The organism is Winogradskyella sp. ABM4_392 (assembly GCF_056160445.1).
This window is the reverse complement of record NZ_JBSWXE010000002.1, coordinates 184105-203960: the sequence shown is the minus strand read 5'-3', so window position 1 is coordinate 203960 and position 19856 is coordinate 184105. Positions and strand designations below refer to the sequence as shown.

The window sequence follows — 19856 nt, the reverse complement described above, 5'->3', positions numbered from 1 at the left end:
TTACTGACCAATATTTTTAAAGAAATTTTGAAAAAAATCACCAAGTAGTGGAATCTTGTTGGTTTTGCCTGTAATAGCTCCATAGATACCATAGAGGTACAATACCGAAAAGAATAACCAAAAGGCAACACTAATATTCATACTGTTAAAACTGCTTACAACAAAAGCAATCATTATATACAACAAACCTAAGCCTAATGCTTGTCTTATATGAAAAGAGGTGAAAGTGTTTTTCTTATCCTGATTCATGAAAAAGGCTATTAAAGTGCCAAATAAAGTAAGGTAAGATACTAAAGCTAGTGTTTTACCTTCGTTGATTGTGTTTTCTGTCATCTATTAAATTTTTTTTAAGACAACTTTATTGTTCGCAATTACTCCGTAAACATTTCCTTTTAATTCCATGCCAAGAAATGCACTGTTCTTTGATTTTGAAGTAATGTTTTCTTTGCTAAACTGGGATTTACCTTCAGGATTAAACAAACTTAAGTTAGCAACTTCGCCAATGTTTATTGAACTTTCAGGTACAGCAAATCTAGCTTTCCCTTGGGTTAGTAAGCTAACCACTTTCTTTGTGGTAAATACAGTTTGTAAAGCACCAAATGCAGATTCTAAACCAATAGTGCCGTATTTTGCGTGGTCAAACTCTACCTTTTTATCTTCAATATCAATTGGATTATGGTCTGTGGTAACCATGTCTATCGTTCCGTCCTTTAGTCCTTCAATTAAAGCATCGCAATCGTTTTGTGTTCTCAGAGGAGGTAGAACCTTATATCTGGTATCAAATCCTTCTAAGCTATCATCTGTTAATACTAAATTGTGTATCGCTACACTACAAGTCACATTAATTTTCTTAGCCTTTGCTTCTCTAATGAGTTCTACAGATTTAGCCGTAGATATCGTTGGTATATGTAGTTTACCTTCTGTATATTCTAAAAGGAACAAATCTCTGGCAACTTGCAATTCTTCTGCCAAACCAGGATTTCCTTTTAAGCCTAAACGTGTACTGTTTATATTTTCATTTACCACACCTAAACCAGAAATCTTTGATTCTTGAGGAAAAGACAATACTAAACCATTAAAATTACTTGCATATTGTAAGGCAATCTTTATAAGATTTGGGTTGGAAATAGGTTTCTGATAATCATAAAACGCAACTGCTCCTGCATTTTTCATGTCAAATAACTCAGCCAAATCTGTACTATTGCTAGCTTTTGTTAAAGCTCCAATAGGATAGAGGCTAGTGGCTTTGTTTTGGGCTTTTGCTTTAACAAGCGTAATATCAGCAAAACTATCTATTATTGGATTTGAATTTGCATTAAGAGCCACAGCAGTAAAACCTGACTCAGCAGCAGTTTTTAGGCCGTTTTCTATAGTTTCACGTTCTTCATATCCAGGTTCTCCAAAAGAAACACTACTGTCAAACCATCCTTGGGAAATATGGAGGTTATCTAGTTTAATTTCTTTGTAATTATCAGGATTAGAAATGCGTTTAGAAATCTTAGAAATGCGACCTTTTTCAATTAAAATATCTACTGTTTCGTTGTGAAATTCACTTTTAGAATCAACGATGGTGGCAGATTTTATGAGTGCGTTCATTTAAGATATTTTAGTAGAAGTATCTCTATTATTAAAAATACTAGCGCAAAAATAACAAACCATTTCCATAGTGCATTAATAGTTGAGCTACTTTTTATGTCGTTTATTGTTGTGGCTAAGCTATCGTTAACAGATGTATTAGTAATATTTTCAATATCTAAATAGTTTAGATTACTTTCTTCTCTGTTGAAATTAAAACTTAGGTTTTGAATGACTTCGGATTTGTTTTTTACTTCGTATATACCAGCATTTTCAGGATACTCTTGTGTTTCTAATACCACAGTTTTGCTAAACGTTTTTTGTAGCGGAATTACAGTATTCTCATCTGTGCCAAGGGTTAAGATGTCATCTTGTCCAAGCACAGCATTTATAGCAATTGTGTTTGGTTGACCTATAGAATAATAGAGTTGTGGTAGTTTTAAACTTTGCTTGCCTAGATTATATAGCACAGGAACGATTAAAGGTGAATTTTTAAAGTTTGAATTCTCATCATTAAGGGCACTCGAAAATGAATAAACACCATTGTTTCCGACTAAAAAAGCGTTGCCGTCTTCATACGATAAAACACTATTTGCATTGGAAGAAAAACTATATGAAGTTTCTACTTTTGGATACTGAAAATTACTAACTTTAGAATAAAAGGCATTGGCTAAAAGCGGATGATTATAGTTAATGGTTATGATACGTTTTTGCTGATTATTGGTTTTACCTAAAGATGATAGGTTTAAATTCTTAAACAAATGTGTATAAGTATTTAAGGTTGATTTACTTGAAGGTATAATTAATATATTTCCTCCGTCGTTTTTAAACGACACAAGAGCTGTTCTTAGAGCGTCAGATATGCTTTCTAATTCATTTAAAACAATTAGATTTTGATCTGGAATAATATTGAAATTAAGATTGTTTATTTTAAAAGAATTATACTCAAATTCATCATCTGTATAGATGCGTTTTAAGAAATTATCATCGGTATTTTCGTTTACTGAAAGAACCTTAATTTTCGGTTTAGCATTAATGTTGAAATAAAAGCTATTATCGTATTGCAAACCTGCATCTTCAATCACTAATTTTCCATTAATTACGGCATTGTTAGAAATCGAAAATGTAGCTTCTGTATTTTCACTTATGTCAACCGCATTTTTCGCTAATAAAACATCGTCATTAAATAAGGAAACTGTTATATTCTCAATAGCTTCACCTTGATTAGATAGTTTTACATTTAAGTCTAAAGTTTCAGCATTAGAATTCGCAACATAAACACTGTCAATACTCACATTAGAAACTAATGCAGATTTTGGCTGAACCAACTTAAGGTTAATTGTACTGTCGGTTTCAACCGAAAAAGGATTGTCTTTTTGCTGAAAATCTGAAATTAGAATAAGGTTTTTGGAAGACGATTTATCTTTAGAAAACAATTCTTTTCCTTTAATAAAAAGCGCATCATAATTTAGTTGCGTAGGCGAGTGCTCTAATTGAATTAAATCATTTTTTAAAGCCTTTAAACTTGTGTTTCTAAAGGTTTGTGTATTAGTAAACAGGCTTATTTTTTCATCTTCAGGGAAGTTGTTTATCATATCCTGAATGGCTTCATTTAGCAGACTTCCGTTTTTACCTGTGGCCTGCATACTGTATGAATTATCCAGATAGACAACGGTTTCTTGTGCTTCATTAAAATCTTCAGTATTTGGTATAAATGGTTGTGAAAACGCAATAATGGCGCAAGCCAACAATAACATTCTGGTAAGTAATGTCAGCCACTTTTTTAGTTGAGAACTTTTACGGGTTTGAAGTTTTACAGCTTTTAAGAATTTTACGTTGGTAAATTGTACTTTCTGAAAACGGCGTAATTGAAATAGATGAATAAGTATAGGAACTATCAGTAAAAAAAGTGCGTAAAGTAATTCGGGATGTTTAAACTGCATTCCTAGTGTTCAATTTTTTAAGTTAAATTATTTCTGGAGAACAAATTTATCATTTTCTAATAACCATATTCTTTTATTCTCTTTAGGGTCGTAAAAACCAACAGATGCGTCATATTCGTAATGATTATGTGTTAGCTCTTTAGTTTCAGAGTTGTATTGTAAATCAATTTTACCAACTCTAGGAGCACCAACATGTAAATATTTCTCACCATCAAAAAAAGAATCACATAAGACGACTTCTTCATCTTTAATCTTATAAACTCTGGCTAAGCTATGATGAAGTCCTCCACCATGAGTTCCCCAACCTAGTAGTAAGTAATAAGATTCATCTTTTATTTTAATATTGTGAATATCATAGATGATAACATCAGTAGGCTCACCGGTTTCTCGTTCAATACCAGAGTCTAATCTTTTATATTTTATCTTTCCAGATTTGGTTTTAAATTGAAGATAAGACGCGTTATCATGCCAGCTTCCGCCACTAATTCTATCCCAACTGTAGGTTTTTACTAAGCTATCAGAAGATGTTCTAATAGAAATGTAGTGCGATAATTTTTTAAAAGGGTTGTAAAAACTTGATGAGTCAGCCAAATCTGATACTAGTCTTTCTTCAACAATTGGCGCAATACAATAGGCCATCTCAGTATCAACAGAATATAAAATTTCAAAATTTGAAGTAATATAATCGTCGGTAAAGTTAGATTCACTTTTCTGTCCATAAGAATTATTTGCAAAAGCAAATAAAAGCATAATTAAGAATGGAACATGTTTCATTTTCTTCATGTGTTAGTAACAAATATAGGTAACGAAGTGTTATTACTAGAGTTAGCTTTTGAGAAATTTAACAAAAGAAGAAATAATCAGTCATAGACTGCATTTTTAACGTTTTGTAATACTGTTTTATGTCTTTTTGTGCGTCTTCATTAGCAACGGTAATAATACTCTGAGGTTGATTGAGTTGTTCTATGTGATCGTATTTTAATAACTCTTGTCCGTAAATTTCTTTGCCTATTTTCTTTTTGTTATTGCAAATCCAGTAAAACGAAATATCATTTTCTATTAACAGCTTGGCTATTGTTTTTCCTTTTTTTCCTGCTCCCCAAACCACTAAAGGTTTTTCGGGTTTATAATCTAGCTCTAAGAAGTAATGTAGCTTTATGTCTAAAAAGTAATTTGCAGCATAATGCTCGTGTGTTCGGGACGTTCGTGTACTGTAATCGCGCCAATGGAGCAGTACTTTATCGCAAGGAATACATTTGTATTTTGCTCTGTAAAACCGAAAGGTTAAATCATAATCTTCAGGATAACGATTAGGCTCAAAGCCTTCACAGGCTACAAAATCGTCACAATGTAGCATCCAACAAGGTGAAGGGATTACACACTCTTTGTAAATTTCAGAATAGTTGTTGCCTTTTTCGGTAAGCTCATTAAGCCAACGTTCGTAGCGTGCATAACCATTGCTAATGCCGTCAGTTCTAAAATATTTTACTTGCCCAACAGCAAGATGATGTTTGCCGTGTTTTAAAAGACTATTCAGCATTACTTCAAGCCTGTTTTCTACCATTATATCATCGCTGTCCATTCTAGTGATATAAGCGCCTTTACAGTTACTAAAGGCTGTTTGGAGTGCAGAAATTATACCTTCATGTTTATTATTGTATAATTGAATTCGGTCATCATTTTCTGAAAATTTTTCAACAATAGTGTAAGATGCATCATCAGAATGATCATTCACAAAAATAGCTTCCCAATTGGTGTAAGTCTGGCTAATGATAGAAGTAACACATTCAGAAATAAAGGCTTCTGTGTTTTTAAAAGGAATTAAAATGCTGATTAATGGCTGAGACATGGCACGAATTTAACAAAACCTTTAGATTTAAAGTGGTAACAGATTGTAGATTTGTGCGTCTCGTAAAAAAAAATAAATAATTATTCATGAAGAACTATTTAGCCGTTTTGGGCTTAAGTGTAATTTTGGTAGGTTGTGGTTCAGCCAAGCCAAAAGCAGATGATTTAGCAGTTAATAATCCTATCGAAACTGCTTTAGATTTAACAGCAGTGGTAGATGATAAAGTGCCAGTAACTATTAATCCTGGTCGTTTTACCACAGAAACGGTAACGTACCGATTGCCTAGAGTAGTACAAGGAACATATTCTGTTAGTGATTTCGGTAAGTACGTAGAAGGTATGAAAGCTTTAGATTATAAAGGTAATGAGCTTGAAGTAACTAAAGTAGATACCAACACTTGGACGATTGCAGATGCTACCAATTTAGATAAATTAACCTACTACGTTAATGATACTTTTGATATTGAATCTACTGGTGGTATAGGTGGTGAAAACCCATTCTCACCAGCTGGAACAAATATTGAAGAAGACAATTATGTATTAAATCTTCATGGATTTATTGGTTATTTCGATTCTTTAAAAAACAACCAATATGCTTTAGATGTTACTGCACCAGCAACCTTTGTAAGAACTTCGGCTTTAGAAGACAGAGGAATGAAATCTAGCGCAGACGGAAAGTCTATAACCAGCAGTTATTTTGCACAACGTTATTTTGAAATTACCGACAACCCAATGATGTATGGTAAGCTAGATGTTGAAGAGTTTATGGTTGGTGACATTAAAATTGTACTAAGTGTATATTCTCCAAACAAAGTTCATACTGCAGCGAGCCAAAAAGAAACGGTTTATAAAATGATGCAGGCGCAAAAGAAGTATTTAGGTGATATTAACAGTACAGAACGTTACGACATCTATTTATACTTATCAGATGGTTCTGATACAGCACCAAAAGGTATGGGAGCTTTAGAGCACCACACGTCTACAGTGGTTGTATTACCAGAATCTTCTAGTAAAGAAGGTTTAGCGGCTTCGATCATAGATGTTGTAGCGCATGAGTTCTTTCATATTGTAACTCCATTATCGGTACACTCAGAAGATGTGCATTATTTCGATTATAACAAGCCAACATTCTCTAAGCATTTATGGATGTACGAAGGTGTAACGGAGTATTTTGCACAACACTTTCAGGTTTATGAAGGTTTAATTGAGCCAACAGATTTTTACAATACTATAATGACTAAAATAGCAACATCTAAAAATTTAGATGATGCCATGAGTTTCACTGTAATGAGTGAAAATGTGCTAGAAGAGCCCTATGCACATAATTACTATAATGTATATATGAAAGGTGCTTTAATCGGGATGTGCATCGATATTTTAATGCGAAAAGAAAGTGATGGAAACAGAAGCATGTTGTCTTTAATGAAAGAATTATCTGCTAAATACGGTAAAGAAAAACCTTTTGATGATGATAAAATAATTGCAGAAATTACTGAAATGACATATCCTAGCGTTGGTGAGTTCTTAAAAACACATGTAGAAGGTGATGTGCCAATTAACTATAACGAGTTTTTTGAAATGGTTGGTTTAACAAAGGGTGAAACAGAAGTACCTACAAACTATATCTTTGCAGGTGGACAAAACATCATTTTTGATGGTGATCCTAACAAAGGTATTTTCTTTTCGCCAATGGCATTAAAAAATTCATTTTGGGCTTCTCAAGGTGTGCAAGCAGGTGATATCATTAAGAAAGTAAACGGTAAAGATTTAACCTTACAAAATGCACAACAAGTTATTACTGGCATGTACAGCTGGCAAGAAGGTATGGAGTACAGCTTAGATTTAGAGCGTAATGGAGAGGCTATAGCTTTAAAAGGAACTTTAGGTAAGGCTACTGCTAAAAGTGAATCTTTAGTAGAAGATGAAAATGCTACTGAAGCACAAAAAGCTTTAAGACAAGCTTGGTTAAAAGGGTAATCAATTCCTGCGAAAGCAGGAATCTCAAAATACCATAAAAGGTTTCCAGTTCGGAAGCCTTTTTTGGTATAGTCTTGTCATTCTGAACTCGTTTCAGAATCTACTATTTGTGAGTTTTAGATGCTGAATCAAGTTCAGCATGACAGTAAATTGTTTGTTATTTTTTATATTGATTTGTCATTCTGAACTTGCCTGTGCTGAACTAGTTTCAGTAATTCAGAATCTAGTTGAATTAATTATCACTCAGAGATTCCTGCTTTCGCAGGAATTTAAAACCCCTCAAAAACACCCAAACCAAACAATGCAAAATCATACTTCACAGGATCGTAAGGGTCTAACTTGCGTAAGTTTGCATCTAATTCCGCTAAGGCTTTAGCGTCATTCTGTTTGCGTTTTAGCAAGCCTAATTGTCGTGCAACATTACCAGAATGCACATCCAACGGACAACTGAGTTGCGCAGGAGAGAAGCTGTCCCAAATGCCAAAGTCTACACCTGCATTGTCATTACGTACCATCCAGCGCAAATACATATTAATACGCTTGGCAGCAGACTTTTTAAGAGGATCGCTCACATGCTTTTTGGTACGCTCTAAATGCGGAATCTCAAAAAACAGTTTTTTAAACTCGTGGATACTTTGTTGTAAAGAGTTGGGCTCAGCATATTTTGCAAACACAGTTTCTAAGCCATCATGCGCTTTATAAATATGTTGCAGACTTTTTATAAACTGTATAAAATCATCTCCATTAAACGTTCTGTGTACAAACGACTGCAAAGCCTCTAAATCTGAGTCTTGGTGTTGGGTTACAAACTCATAAGGTGCATGGTCTAACAGTACAATCATTTTAGTTGCATTGTTAATAATGCTTTTGCGATTTCCCCAAGCAATGGTAGCGGTTAAAAACCCAGCAATCTCAATATCCTCTTTTTTAGAAAATTGATGTGGCACTTGTATTGGGTCGCTCTCAATAAATTTTGGGTTATTGTACAGGTGGACTTTCTCGTCTAAAAAGGTTTTAAGTTCTGATGATTTGAGTTTCAACTTTTTTTCTGATATATGATGCTTCAAATACAAATTTACAGATGTTATTCTATTTAGTCTAAAGATAATGTTGGTATAAACAAGGATGCTTATTATAATTATTTTTTAATGACTTATATTGCGATAAATAGTAAAATCTATACAATTGATTTTTCTTTTATGCGAAATACCTACTTTTTATTTGTAATAATTTCATTCTTTCTTGGTGCTTCAGGATTTTCCCAAGACCTACATTTAGCTGAAAGATCCGAAAGAATAATAATAGAGAAAGACTCATCTTTTAAAACAGAAGTTTCAATAACATTTAAGAAGAACGAAAATATACGTGTTTATCCTGTTTTTTATGATACCGAACTTGAAAAGGTATATGATTTTGAGCTTTTTGAAATTAAAGGAAAGCGGTTAAAAAAAATAAAAATAAATAAGATTATTGAAGAAGATGTTAAATTAGACTATATAACAAGCAAAAAAATCAAATCTGTATTAATACCAGCTGATAAGGATATTAGTTTAAATTATACTATTTCTTGTAAAGAGTTAATGTACTTTACAAGTTTGCCTTTTTTTTCATATAATAAAATCGATACACTTTTGTATCATATCGAAGTACCTAATGACTATATATTAAGTCACAATAATATAGATGAAGACTCTTTGTCGTTTTATAAAATAGATTCTACAAAATATGACGATAAATCAATTTGGAAAATAAAAGTTTCGCCAAAAAAGGTTATTCCAGATCCGTTACAGTTTTTCGGAATTTATAAAAATATCAATGTGCCGTTAATGAGAACATTGGTTTACCCAAACTCTTATAAAAATCAGCCCAAGAAATATCTTAACGATTGGTATTTAAAAAACTTATCTCATCAAACAGGATTAAATGTTTCTGCGATAAATAAAATAGACCAACTAACTATTGGTATTCAAGACGAAACAAAAATTGTTAATATCCTATATAATTATGTTAGGAGCAATTTTAAATATGTTGCAATTGAGGTAGGTATGGGAGCTTTTATTCCATCTCATGTTAATGAGGTTTTTATGAATAAACAAGGAGATTGTAAAGATTTATCTAATTTTTTATCAGAAGCTTTAAAATATAAGGGGATTAAATGCAATTTAGCTCTAGCAGCTACTTTTGACCATGTAAGTGATTGTGATTTTCCGTCATTGGGCTCAGCTAATCATGTTATTTGTGTGGCTAAAATCGATGGAAAGGAAATACTCTTAGACCCTACGGATTCTGTGCATGTGGAGGGAACACCTATTCAGAGTATACAAGGTCGAACAATATTAATTATTGACCCTTCGGGTGGTGAGTTTTACGAAGTAAGTCCATTTGTACCAGAAAGTAATGAAATTTTATATCGTTTTGATTTAGATTTAAATAGTGATAAGGATATCATTGAAGGAAGTTTTAAAATTAACTATGAAGGAATATCTGGTAATTATCTCAAGCGTATAATAAATACCAATAAAAAAAAGGATAACACTGAAATTTTAAAAACTTATTATGAAGAAATTTTTGGAGATCAAGATATTTCTAACATTTCAACTATAAATGAATACAAGAAATTAAATTTTAATGGGGATATTTCAATAAAAGGAAAGACTTTTAGTGATGACAATAATAAATATTTGTTCTTTGATTTTTTACCTAGACTTTTCGAAACGGAAAATAGAGAAACCTTAATGAGTGGAACCTTTTTAGGAAATAATTTTTCTAAGAGGGTACTTCTTAAAATCACTTTAGACGAACAAATTGAAGACTTTAAAACAATAAATCATAAGTTTGAGGAAGAAGGTGTATCCTTAAAATTTGAAATTACCTTAATTTCCTCTAAGGAAATTGAACTCAAATATAACTTTGTCTTTGATTACGTTTTTATTGATAGTAAAAATGTTGATTTGACTAATAAAATTATAACAGAATATAATAGTATTATTAATGAGCCATTTGTTTTCAAAAAGAGCAAAAACTAGTTTGTTAGTTTTTTGTTTTAGCACTTTACTATTTAGCATAGCTTCTTTTCCTTTAATAAAGGAAGACCCTTTTTTAAAAGTATGTGAAAAATCAGATGCCTATTATTTACATTCCTATGTAGATGTAACTTATGTAAAAAATTGGACTAGGCACAAAAGATATGTGGCTATAAATAATAAGTTGGTTGTTAACACAATACAAGGTGTAGAGGATTACGCTTTTTTAAAGTTAGATGAGTATGTGAGCAATCATTTGGAAAGCATCAAGATCAGAACCTTAAAAGCTGATGGCACAATTGTAGAATTAGACTCTAGTCTGGTTTTTAGTCAAAAATCTGACAATAAAAAGTTTGGTTCTATCAGTTACCCAATACCAAGTGTAGAACCAGGTGATACAATTGAAACAGACTATGTTTACTATGAGAATTTAAAAGGGTATGAATTAATGGATTATGTTGACCTTAACTCAGTATTACCAAGTATTAATTCACAGTATACAATTAAAACTGGACAAGATCTACAAGTAAGATATAAGACTTACAATGAATTTCCAACACCAAGAGTAATTGCTAACGATACATTGGTTTACTTACAATTCTCTAGAGACTCAATAAAAAGTTTAGTGAGTAATGATTATAACTGTTTACCATGTGAAAAGCCATATTTTTATTATACTTTAGAGAAAAAGGAAAGTGAGTTAAGAACATGGAAAGATGTCTATAATGAAGAATTCAATTTTCTTACTCAGCCTATGGCTCTAGATTATGAAAATTCATCATATTACAAAAGATGGAAAAAAAGAGTAATAGGAGAAGCGAAGGATAGCTCCAAGTATTACAAGTTTAATTTACTTCACAAAGAAGTACTAAGAACCATAAATATTGAACCTATAAAAGATGGGCACGAGCTTATAAAGTCTAGCGGTTATTTTTTAAAGGAGGAAAGATTTGACCCTTTAAGTATCAGGAGGTTTTACAGACAGATTTTAGAAGATTTGGATATTAAATATTGGGCTGTTTTTGCGCGCGAAAAGCGATTAGGTCCAATAGATGTAAATTTAATTAGAAAGGGTGAGTTTGCTCATATATTTTTTGCTATCGAGAATGAAAAAGGACACTTAAAATTTCTTTATCCTCACGAAGAGAATTATAAGTATTTAATTGATGAAATACCTACATCATTATACGATACGCGTGCGGTATTGGTTAAGCCTATTAATAATGGTGAAGTAAAAAAGAAAGACAAGTTTATTAATAGAGACTTAAAGTTGGCTGAAGCAGATTCAATAACCGTAGAAGTAATCAACTTGCCTAGCATGAATTCTGACTATAATTATATCAGACAAACTGTTTTTAGTAAGGTAGATTTAGAGGCTAAAAGAACAGATTTAAAATATAGGTTCAAGGTGTCTGGTGGTACATCAACAGATTTAAGATCCTTTTTCGAAATGCTAAATAATAATGAAGAAGTAGAAGAGTATTATGATACGCTCTGGGAATATGAGGGTGACGATAATACAATTCAAATAGACTCGGTATTAAATAGAATACAAAATGATGAAAAACCATTTAGTTTTGTCTTTGATGCCAAAGGCACACTAAATAATGTAGTTAATTTTGTTAATGATAGCTTAGTCAGTGTATCCATAGATAAGTTAATAAAACATAATCAGATAGAAGAATCTTCAGAAAAAGGTACATTAAGCTATTACTTAGATTACAGTTATTCAGATTTATTTATGTTGAATATCGAATTTCCTTGCAAAATAGAAGTATTGGGTATGGATGATAGTAACATTAAGTATAATAATAAATACAGCGAATATTTTTTTGATGTAAAATCTATTAATGGAAATCAGTTAAAAATCATATCTAATTATAAGATATTAGAAAATTATATACCTAATATAGATTTAAAGGATATAAAAACACTAAATGACCATTACCGTGATTCAAAAAAAAGAAGATTGTTAGTTAAACTCAAACGAAAAGAATAAAGAAAAGAGTAAGAATGCTATTGGGTCGCTCTCAATAAATTTTGGGTTATTGTACAGGTGGACTTTCTCGTCTAAAAAGGTTTTAAGTTCTGATGTTTTAAGTTTCAAAAAGCTAAGATTTAGACTGCAAAAATAAGGCTTTGTAAAAAATACGTAACGTTACGTATTGACTTGTTGGTTTAAAAATGCGAACTTCGCTTATCAATCAATATAGTTCATTAAAACGGAACTATATCTTAACGATAAGCGTAACCAAAAACCACCCTCAAACTTTTCAAAAAACTTTAATAAAAACTATTCTACTATTTAATTACATTTGCAATCTCTTAAAAAGAGAGAAGAAGTTTAATTAAAAAAAGATTCCTGCCTTCGCAGGAAATATTATGAAAGCTGGAATAGTAGGATTACCAAACGTAGGAAAATCAACCTTATTTAACTGTTTATCTAACGCTAAAGCGCAAAGTGCAAACTTTCCGTTTTGTACTATAGAACCAAACATTGGTGTGGTTAACGTACCAGACCCAAGATTATCAAAACTTGAATCTTTGGTTAATCCAGAGCGTGTAATGCCTGCAACTGTAGAGATTGTAGATATTGCAGGTTTGGTAAAAGGTGCCAGTAAAGGTGAAGGTTTAGGAAACCAGTTCTTAGCCAACATTAGAGAAACCGATGCTATTTTGCACGTATTACGTTGTTTTGATAACGATAATATTGTTCATGTTGATGGTTCTGTAGATCCTATAAGAGACAAGGAAACCATTGATATGGAGCTTCAGCTTAAAGATTTAGAAACTACTGAAAAGAAGTTAGATAAAGTAAAGCGTGCTGCTAAAACTGGTAATAAAGAAGCGCAAGCAGAAGAAGCAGTGCTTTTAAATATAAAAAACGGTTTAGAATCTGGTGTGTCTGTGAGAGCTATAGAGTTTTCAGATGAAGATTATGCAGACTACGTAAAGCCATTACAGTTTATTACTGACAAGCCTGTAATGTATGTGTGTAATGTAGATGAAGGATCTGCAAACACTGGTAATGCTTATGTAGAGCAGGTGAGAGAAGCGGTTAAAGATGAGCACGCAGAAGTATTGGTATTGGCTGTTGGTACAGAAGCCGATATTAATGAGTTAGAAGACTACGAAGAACGACAAATGTTCTTAGAAGATATAGGATTAGACGAGCCAGGTTCAGCAAAATTAATCAGAGCGGCTTATAAGCTTTTAAATCAGCAAACTTACTTTACAGCTGGTGTAAAAGAAGTAAGAGCGTGGACGGTTACTGTTGGTGCTACTGCGCCACAAGCTGCTGGAGTAATTCATACCGATTTTGAAAAAGGCTTTATTAGAGCAGAAGTTATTGGTTACGATGACTATGTTAACTACGGAAGTGAAGCCAAAGTAAAAGAAGCAGGTAAAATGCGTGTAGAAGGAAAAAACTATATTGTTAAAGATGGAGATGTGATGCATTTCTTGTTTAACGTCTAGATGACATGCTCATTGCTTCAATAAAATCTAACAAGTATCCTGGATTAAACAATCTAAATGATGTTCCAGTAATTGGAGGTGCAATTATAGCCATGGGTTCAATGTTGCCAATGTTTTTGTTTCATGAAATAATTCAAGAGATTTTTGGTAGACATGAGATGTTTGATTTAAGTGTAACTTTTTTCTTGAACAATTTATTTTTTCATTCATTCTTATTAATTGTCCTTGATATAAGGATTAGATTATTTTTTATTCCTACAACATTGTTTTGCCTAGGTTGTTTTGTCTACAATTTTTATAGAGAATACGACTTAATAGTTTCATTAATAAACACATAAAAAACTTCCACATTAATTGAAAAAATAAGTGACCTTTCATAAATGTAGGTGTCTTACTACAAAATAAAAATTATGCCCCAAATAATTGAAGAAACTGAAATAGAATCAGACATTGAGATTTGCTTTGATTTAGCAAGAGATGTTAACTTCTACAAACAGTCTCTGAAGCACAAAAATGAAATCCCAGTTATGGGAAAAATTTCTGGTCTTGTAGAAGAAGGTGACTCTATCACATGGGAAACCAATCATCTTGGTTTTATGCAGCACCTCACCTTAAAAGTTTCCGAGTTAAAAAAACCTTATGTATTTACAGATGAAATGACTGATGGTAGCTTTAAATCTTACAAACACGACCATATTTTTGAAACGCGTAACGGTAAGACCGTAATGATAGATAAACTTCATTTTTCTTCTAAATACGGAATTCTGGGAAAAATTGTAGATAGCCTAATTTTGAAAAGACATATTAGAGGCATTATGATTGCCAGAAATGAAATTTTAAAGCAAAAAGCTGAGGAATTATCAAAACATTAAAAAATGGTTAAGGTTCTCAACAATAACGGTACTTTATTGTTAATTACTTTACGAAAAGCGTGTTTCATTTTTTAAGCTATAGTCTTATATTAGCGTTCTATCATTAATTTCGTCCTAATGTCTATGGCAGAACAAACTAACTATACTGAAGACAATATTCGCTCACTCGATTGGAAGGAACACATCAGGATGCGTCCTGGTATGTACATCGGAAAATTAGGTGATGGATCCTCTCCAGACGATGGTATTTACATTCTTGTTAAAGAAGTGCTCGATAACTCTATCGATGAGTTTGTAATGGGAGCTGGTAAAACCATTGAGATTTCCATACAAGGCGATCGTGTTATTGTGCGAGATTATGGTCGTGGTATTCCGTTAGGAAAGGTTGTAGATGTAGTATCTAAGATGAATACTGGTGGTAAGTACGATTCTAAAGCCTTTAAGAAGTCCGTAGGTCTTAATGGTGTTGGTACAAAAGCAGTTAATGCGTTGTCAACCTATTTTAGAGTAGAGTCTACCAGAGACGGAAAATCGGCTTCTGCTGAGTTTGCTTTAGGTGAGTTAACAGATCAGGAATTTTTAGACGATACTTCGAGACGAAAAGGGACTAAGGTAACCTTTGTGCCAGATGAAAGCATTTTTAAAAACTACAAATTCAGAAATGAATATGTGGTAAAGATGCTGAAGAACTATGTGTACCTCAATCCTGGGTTAACCATAGTTTTTAATGGCGAAAAATACTATAGTGAAAATGGTTTAAAGGATTTACTTTCAGAAAATATTAATGATGGTGATATACTTTACCCAATTATTCATTTGCGAGGCGATGATATTGAAGTTGCTATAACGCATAGCAAAACACAGTATAGTGAAGAATATCATTCATTTGTTAATGGACAGAATACCACGCAAGGTGGAACACATTTAGCAGCTTTTAGAGAGGCTGTTGTTAAAACTGTCCGTGAGTTTTATGGTAAAAGCTATGATGCTTCAGATGTAAGAAAATCGATTGTATCTGCAATCGCTATCAAGGTAATGGAACCTGTTTTTGAGAGTCAGACCAAAACCAAGTTAGGTTCTACAGATATGGGAGGTGATTTACCAACGGTAAGAACTTACATCAACGATTTTGTAAAAACATATTTAGATAATTTTCTTCATAAAAATCCTGATACAGCTGAAAAGATTCAGCGAAAGATTCTTCAAGCAGAACGCGAACGTAAGGAATTATCTGGTATTAGAAAATTAGCCAAAGAGCGTGCAAAAAAGGCGAGTCTTCATAATAAAAAGCTTCGCGATTGTCGTATTCATTTTGCTGATACCAAAAAGGATGGTTACTTAGATACCACCTTATTTATTACTGAGGGAGATTCGGCTTCTGGTAGTATCACAAAATCCAGAGATGTTAATACACAAGCGGTATTTAGCTTAAAAGGTAAGCCTTTAAATTCTTATGGGTTAAGCAAAAAGATTGTGTATGAGAATGAAGAATTCAATCTTTTGCAAGCGGCTTTAAATATAGAAGAATCAATAGAAGACCTTAGATATAACAACATCGTCATAGCAACTGATGCCGATGTTGATGGTATGCACATTAGATTGTTGTTAATTACATTTTTCTTACAGTTTTTTCCTGAAGTGATAAAGGAAGGGCATTTGTATATACTTCAAACTCCGTTATTTAGGGTTAGAAATAAAAAGAAAACGATTTATTGTTATTCAGATGAAGAGCGTAAAAATGCGATTGAAGAATTAAAGCCAAAACCAGAGATTACTAGATTTAAAGGATTGGGTGAAATTTCGCCAGATGAGTTTAAACACTTTATTGGTGAAGATATGCGATTAGATCCTGTGATGTTAGACAAGGACATGTCTATTGAGGAACTTCTGTCTTTCTATATGGGAAAAAATACTCCATCGCGTCAAGAATTCATTATTGAGAATCTTAAAGTAGAACTTGATATTGTTGAAGAAAACGTATGAGAACCGACAATAGAACTGTAAAAAACACCGTTGTTTCCATCTACTTTATACTAATCGTTTTTGGTATATTAATGATAACTGTCTTTAATTCTCTTGATTTTTTTGTGGACAGTACCTTCTTTATTTTTCTGGGTTTATTTGTTGTTTTAGTATTGTTTCATTCAATAGCAGGTTATTTTGAGTATGACAGTGATGGGTCAAAAATTATAATCCTTAATAAAGGTCTCATATTAACAGAGTACATTAATTATCGAGAGAATAAAGTTGAATTTGCTAGGCATCAACTTATTGGGTATAAAATAAAAGATTATTTCCTCTATAAGTCTTTGGTTGTTCTTTTTAAGACTTATGACGGAAAACAAGCAAAAGAGCGCTTTAACGTAACGCTTCTTAAAAGACGTAAGATGAGGTATGTAAAGCAATCGCTAAGAAAAACACTAAAAGAAAACAAAAAGCGAAAAGAAGGATAGATGGCAGAAGATCAAAATGACGAATTATTAAATGAAGATAATGGTAATCAAGAAACGATTACCAAAGTAACAGGAATGTATAAAGACTGGTTCTTAGATTACGCTTCTTACGTAATCTTAGAGCGTGCAGTACCTGCTATAGAAGATGGTTTTAAGCCAGTGCAGCGTCGTATTATGCATTCTATGAAAGATTTAGATGATGGTCGTTACAATAAAGTGGCTAACATAGTTGGTCATACTATGCAATACCATCCACATGGTGATGCAAGTATTGCTGATGCCATGGTTCAAATTGGTCAAAAAGATCTTTTAATAGATACCCAAGGTAACTGGGGAAATATCCTAACAGGAGATAGAGCAGCAGCATCACGTTATATTGAAGCCAGATTATCAAAGTTTGCGCTAGACGTTGTTTATAATCCTAAAATTACAGAGTGGCAAGCCTCTTATGACGGTAGACGCAAAGAGCCAATCAATTTGCCAGTAATGTTTCCTTTGCTTTTAGCGCAAGGTGGTGAAGGTATTGCGGTAGGTTTATCAACTAAAATTCTACCACATAATTTTATAGAGCTTATAGATGCTTCAGTAAAGCATTTAAAAGGTAAGCGCTTTACAATTTATCCAGATTTTCCAACAGCAGGTATTGCAGATATCAGCAACTACAATGATGGTATGCGTGGCGGAAAGGTTAGAGTACGTGCTAAAATTTCGCAAGTCGATAAAAATACACTTGCTATTACAGAGATTCCTTTTGGTACAACTACATCATCCTTGATAGATTCTATCTTAAAAGCTAATGATAAAGGCAAAATCAAAATAAAACGCATTGAGGATAATACTGCTGCTGAAGTTGAAATTTTAATTCATTTGCCATCAGGTTTATCACCAGATAAAACGATTGATGCCCTTTATGCATTTACAGCTTGCGAAACATCAATTTCACCATTAGGATGTGTTATTGAAAATAATAAGCCATTCTTTGTAGGTGTAACAGAAATGTTACGTCGTTCTACAGATAATACGGTTCAGCTTTTAAAACAAGAATTAGAAATAAAGCTTGGTGAGTTTGAAGAGCAGTGGCACTTCGCATCTTTAGAACGCATTTTTATTGAAAATAGAATTTATCGCGATATTGAAGAAGAGGAAACTTGGGAAGGAGTTATTCAAGCTATAGATAAAGGGCTTCAGCCACATATCAAACATTTAAAGCGTGGGGTTACCGAAGAAGATATAGTTCGATTAACGGAAATAAGAATAAAGCGTATTTCTAAATTTGATATTGATAAAGCGCAACAGAAAATAGATGCTTTAGAAGATCAAATTGCAGAAGTAAAGCATCATTTAGCCAATCTTATAGATTATTCAATTGCTTATTTTGAGCGATTAAAGAAAGATTACGGTGAAGGGAAAGAGCGTAAAACCGAATTACGCGCTTTTGAAGATGTAGATGCTACAAAGGTTGTTATTAGAAACACTAAGCTTTACGTCAATAGGGAAGAAGGTTTTATTGGAACCTCGCTAAGACGTGATGAATATGTTTGCGATTGTAGCGATATAGATGATATTATTGTATTTACCAAAGAAGGTAAAATGATGGTAACTAAAGTAGATTCCAAAACTTTTGTTGGTAAAAATATAATCCACGTTGCTGTATTCAAGAAAAAGGATAAGCGTACCATTTACAATATGATTTACAGAGATGGAAAGAAAGGACCATCTTATGTAAAGCGTTTCGCGGTAACTAGTATTACCAGAGATAGAGAGTATGATTTAACCAATGGAAATAAAGGTTCGATGGTTTGGTATTTCTCCGCAAACCCTAATGGTGAAGCCGAAGTTGTTACCGTATTACTGCGTCAAGTTGGTAGTATTAAGAAATTGAAGTGGGATCTCGATTTTGCTGATATTTTAATAAAAGGACGTTCTTCTAAAGGAAATCTGGTTACAAAGTATTCTATAAAACGAATAGAGCTAAAAGAAAAAGGTGTATCTACATTAAAGCCACGTAAAATTTGGTTTGATGATACAGTACAGCGTCTTAATGTTGATGAAAGAGGTGAATTGATAGGCGAATTTAGAGGTGAAGATCGCTTGCTGATAATTACCCAATCAGGAAATGTAAAAACTATTATCCCAGAATTAACAACACATTTTGATAGCGATATGATTGTGCTTGAAAAATGGATCCCGAAAAAACCAATTTCAGCAATTTACTATGATGGTGAAAAAGAACGTTATTACGTGAAGCGTTTTTTAATTGAGCAAGAAGGAAAAGAAGAAACATTTATTTCCAGTCATCCAGAGTCGCAATTAGAAATTGTATCTACAGATTGGAGGCCAATGGCTGAGGTTGAGTTTACCAAAGAGCGTGGTAAAGATCGTAAACCTAACATGGAGGTTAATCTTGAAGAGTTTATTGCAGTAAAAGGTATTAATGCGCTTGGAAATCAATTGACTAAAGAAAAGATAAATCAAATAAATTTATTAGATCCTTTACCTTTTGAAGCGCCAGAAGAAGTCCATGCTGATGAGTTAGAAGTTGTAGATGAAGAAACCGTTTCTGTGGATTTAGATATTGATAAAACGGAAGAAAAAACAGAACAACCTAAAGATGATTCTTCAACTAAAGCGGATGATAATGACGACGATTTAGACGTGGATGATAAAGGTCAGGTGACGCTTTTTTAG

General features: G+C 32.7%; 14 protein-coding genes. 8 read left to right on the top strand and 6 right to left on the bottom strand.

The window, feature by feature from the left end; genetic code table 11:
* The 5 genes from ACXAFS_RS07020 to ACXAFS_RS07000 all read right to left on the bottom strand — a co-directional run bounded on the left by ACXAFS_RS07020 (position 1) and on the right by ACXAFS_RS07000 (position 5367).
* Entirely contained in the window at positions 1–333 is a 333-nt protein-coding gene (locus ACXAFS_RS07020; RefSeq protein ID WP_475306095.1) for a magnetosome magnetite crystal formation protein family, read from the bottom strand.
* Between the two features lie 3 nt (positions 334–336).
* Positions 337–1596, bottom strand: coding sequence for a dihydroorotase (locus tag ACXAFS_RS07015; RefSeq protein WP_475306094.1), 1260 nt, complete (start codon positions 1594–1596; stop codon positions 337–339).
* Complete coding sequence (locus ACXAFS_RS07010; RefSeq protein ID WP_475306093.1) at positions 1593–3518, bottom strand: BatA domain-containing protein; 1926 nt, start codon at positions 3516–3518, stop codon at positions 1593–1595. The genes ACXAFS_RS07015 and ACXAFS_RS07010 overlap by 4 nt, the downstream gene beginning before the upstream one ends.
* Positions 3519–3545: 27 nt before the next feature.
* Positions 3546–4292, bottom strand: a complete 747-nt coding sequence (locus ACXAFS_RS07005) for a hypothetical protein (protein WP_475306092.1) — start codon at positions 4290–4292, stop codon at positions 3546–3548.
* A gap of 67 nt (positions 4293–4359) precedes the next feature.
* Positions 4360–5367 carry a glycosyltransferase family 2 protein gene (locus ACXAFS_RS07000; RefSeq protein ID WP_475306091.1) on the bottom strand — a complete coding sequence of 336 codons (1008 nt, stop codon included), beginning with the start codon at positions 5365–5367 and terminating at the stop codon, positions 4360–4362.
* Between the two features lie 86 nt (positions 5368–5453).
* Here ACXAFS_RS07000 and ACXAFS_RS06995 point away from each other — a divergent pair, with 86 nt between their 5' ends.
* Entirely contained in the window at positions 5454–7343 is a 1890-nt protein-coding gene (locus ACXAFS_RS06995; RefSeq protein ID WP_475306090.1) for a M61 family metallopeptidase, read from the top strand.
* A gap of 269 nt (positions 7344–7612) precedes the next feature.
* Here ACXAFS_RS06995 and ACXAFS_RS06990 read toward each other — a convergent pair whose 3' ends face one another.
* Positions 7613–8383, bottom strand: coding sequence for a TIGR02757 family protein (locus ACXAFS_RS06990; RefSeq protein ID WP_475306089.1), 771 nt, complete (start codon positions 8381–8383; stop codon positions 7613–7615).
* A 108-nt stretch (positions 8384–8491) separates the two neighbouring features.
* On the opposite strand from ACXAFS_RS06990, the gene ACXAFS_RS06985 reads away from it, so the two are divergent.
* The 7 genes from ACXAFS_RS06985 to ACXAFS_RS06955 all read left to right on the top strand — a co-directional run bounded on the left by ACXAFS_RS06985 (position 8492) and on the right by ACXAFS_RS06955 (position 19856).
* Positions 8492–10369 (top strand): transglutaminase domain-containing protein, encoded by a 1878-nt coding sequence (locus ACXAFS_RS06985; RefSeq protein ID WP_475306088.1) that lies wholly within the window; start codon positions 8492–8494, stop codon positions 10367–10369.
* Entirely contained in the window at positions 10335–12365 is a 2031-nt protein-coding gene (locus ACXAFS_RS06980) for a DUF3857 domain-containing protein (RefSeq protein ID WP_475306087.1), read from the top strand. The genes ACXAFS_RS06985 and ACXAFS_RS06980 overlap by 35 nt, the downstream gene beginning before the upstream one ends.
* Positions 12366–12748: 383 nt before the next feature.
* Positions 12749–13843: a redox-regulated ATPase YchF gene (ychF, locus tag ACXAFS_RS06975; RefSeq protein ID WP_475306086.1), complete on the top strand. Its 1095-nt coding sequence runs from the start codon at positions 12749–12751 to the stop codon at positions 13841–13843.
* A 410-nt stretch (positions 13844–14253) separates the two neighbouring features.
* Positions 14254–14715: an SRPBCC family protein gene (locus tag ACXAFS_RS06970; RefSeq protein WP_475306085.1), complete on the top strand. Its 462-nt coding sequence runs from the start codon at positions 14254–14256 to the stop codon at positions 14713–14715.
* Between the two features lie 123 nt (positions 14716–14838).
* Positions 14839–16698 carry a DNA topoisomerase IV subunit B gene (locus ACXAFS_RS06965; RefSeq protein WP_475306084.1) on the top strand — a complete coding sequence of 620 codons (1860 nt, stop codon included), beginning with the start codon at positions 14839–14841 and terminating at the stop codon, positions 16696–16698.
* A complete protein-coding gene (locus ACXAFS_RS06960) occupies positions 16695–17168 on the top strand; it encodes a hypothetical protein (protein WP_475306083.1) in 474 nt (157 codons plus the stop codon). The genes ACXAFS_RS06965 and ACXAFS_RS06960 overlap by 4 nt, the downstream gene beginning before the upstream one ends.
* A complete protein-coding gene (locus ACXAFS_RS06955) occupies positions 17169–19856 on the top strand; it encodes a DNA gyrase/topoisomerase IV subunit A (protein WP_475306082.1) in 2688 nt (895 codons plus the stop codon).

Coding starts and splice junctions, on each gene's coding strand:
- ACXAFS_RS07020 (WP_475306095.1), bottom strand. CDS start 333: ATGACAGAAAACACAATCAACGAAGGTAAAACACTAGCTTTAGTATCT.
- ACXAFS_RS07015 (WP_475306094.1), bottom strand. CDS start 1,596: ATGAACGCACTCATAAAATCTGCCACCATCGTTGATTCTAAAAGTGAA.
- ACXAFS_RS07010 (WP_475306093.1), bottom strand. CDS start 3,518: ATGCAGTTTAAACATCCCGAATTACTTTACGCACTTTTTTTACTGATA.
- ACXAFS_RS07005 (WP_475306092.1), bottom strand. CDS start 4,292: ATGAAACATGTTCCATTCTTAATTATGCTTTTATTTGCTTTTGCAAAT.
- ACXAFS_RS07000 (WP_475306091.1), bottom strand. CDS start 5,367: ATGTCTCAGCCATTAATCAGCATTTTAATTCCTTTTAAAAACACAGAA.
- ACXAFS_RS06995 (WP_475306090.1), top strand. CDS start 5,454: ATGAAGAACTATTTAGCCGTTTTGGGCTTAAGTGTAATTTTGGTAGGT.
- ACXAFS_RS06985 (WP_475306088.1), top strand. CDS start 8,492: ATGACTTATATTGCGATAAATAGTAAAATCTATACAATTGATTTTTCT.
- ACXAFS_RS06980 (WP_475306087.1), top strand. CDS start 10,335: ATGAGCCATTTGTTTTCAAAAAGAGCAAAAACTAGTTTGTTAGTTTTT.
- ychF (WP_475306086.1), top strand. CDS start 12,749: ATGAAAGCTGGAATAGTAGGATTACCAAACGTAGGAAAATCAACCTTA.
- ACXAFS_RS06970 (WP_475306085.1), top strand. CDS start 14,254: ATGCCCCAAATAATTGAAGAAACTGAAATAGAATCAGACATTGAGATT.
- ACXAFS_RS06965 (WP_475306084.1), top strand. CDS start 14,839: ATGGCAGAACAAACTAACTATACTGAAGACAATATTCGCTCACTCGAT.
- ACXAFS_RS06960 (WP_475306083.1), top strand. CDS start 16,695: ATGAGAACCGACAATAGAACTGTAAAAAACACCGTTGTTTCCATCTAC.
- ACXAFS_RS06955 (WP_475306082.1), top strand. CDS start 17,169: ATGGCAGAAGATCAAAATGACGAATTATTAAATGAAGATAATGGTAAT.